The organism is Methylosinus sp. R-45379, assembly GCF_001644125.1.
Taxonomy (GTDB): Bacteria; Pseudomonadota; Alphaproteobacteria; order Rhizobiales; family Beijerinckiaceae; genus Methylosinus.
The window spans coordinates 1-1,151 of the sequence record NZ_LUUM01000089.1 but is presented as its reverse complement, the minus strand read 5'-3'; the positions used below and the strand labels follow the sequence as shown (position 1 = coordinate 1,151).

The 1,151-nt window shown below is 59.9% G+C and carries 1 protein-coding gene; it reads right to left on the bottom strand.

Features of this window, described 5'->3' with window-relative positions:
* Window positions 1-191 precede the first annotated feature (191 nt).
* On the bottom strand, window positions 192-818 hold the full coding sequence (locus A1351_RS04225; protein ID WP_064032323.1) for a DotI/IcmL/TraM family protein: 627 nt from the start codon (window positions 816-818) through the stop codon (window positions 192-194).
* Between the last annotated feature and the right edge of the window lie 333 nt (window positions 819-1,151).

Genomic DNA, 1,151 nt, shown 5'->3' with positions numbered 1-1,151 from the left:
GGATCATTCCGGGCGTCAGAGGAATGATGTTCGCGGCGCGATCGGCCGATCCCGACGCCTGCGCGCCGCCGCCGTCCGCGGCTCCAGGAATGCTCGCCGATTGCTGCGCCAGACCGGGCGAAACAGTCGCCAACAGGACGACTGCGGCGCCGAATAATATGCGTTTGTTCAGCATCTTTTCGTCCTCATTGCTATTGGCGAACCGCCACGAGCTCCTCGATCTCCAAGCCGTCCGGTCGATCCTCGTCGTTCGTTCTCGTGACGAGCGCTTTGATCACGAGAGTTTGCGTGATGTTCTGCTGGCTGTTCTGGCAGGTCTGAACGATCGGAACTTGGATGCGGTAAGCGAGCGCTCCCGCGATCGTGGCGACGTCGCTGATGACGGCGGCGCGCTGCGCTTGCGCATAGCAGAGCAGCATCGACCGCTTCATCGTGTCGAAATTCTTGGTGTCCATCACGCTGGTGGCGAAACTGTTCCAGCCGCGCTTGGAGAATTTCCGGCTCGCAGCGGAAAGCTGCTGCGGATAATCATTGTAATTGATGTTGTAGGGCGCGAGCGCGGCGCGCGTCGACCAATCGAGCAGCTGCGCGTCATCGACGATCGGCGTGTCGAGCGCCGTCAACTCTCGGGTCTTCCGTCCGTCGATCACGAAGTATTTCGGGGTCGGAGGATGCGTCCACAAATACACGTCATGCGCGATAAAGGCCGTCGTCAGCAGCGACAGTCCGAGCGCGAGTCCGATGGACCTCGATAGAAGAGACGCCTGAAAATCCGGATCGGACAATCGGCGGTTGATCGCGGCGTGTTCGTTTTGCATGAAGCCGTCCCTCTCGAAAAGATTCGACGTCGACGATCATCGAGAGGGTGTGCGCGAATGAGAATCGACAAATTGTGTGACCACAAAATTTCGACGAACGACGTCGACGTCTCTCGCCAAGCGCGCGCTACGACAATGCGTCACGAAATGCTGCGTCGCAATCGTCGCGATCGAGCGACACGTTCGCCCGGCGAATCGCGGGACGCGCGCCCCTGCGCGCAACGGCTCACGCGTAGCGCTTGCCGTTCGCACAGGAGAGTGCGTGCAAGTGTAGTCAGCTCTATCGAGAGGCTGTCGCAGACGAAGTCTATACCGTGAAGTCGAAGGGCTTCG

What these genes read in the sequence shown, in the direction of transcription:
- A1351_RS04225 (WP_064032323.1), bottom strand. Translation starts at nt 818, where the DNA reads ATGCAAAACGAACACGCCGCGATCAACCGCCGATTGTCCGATCCGGAT.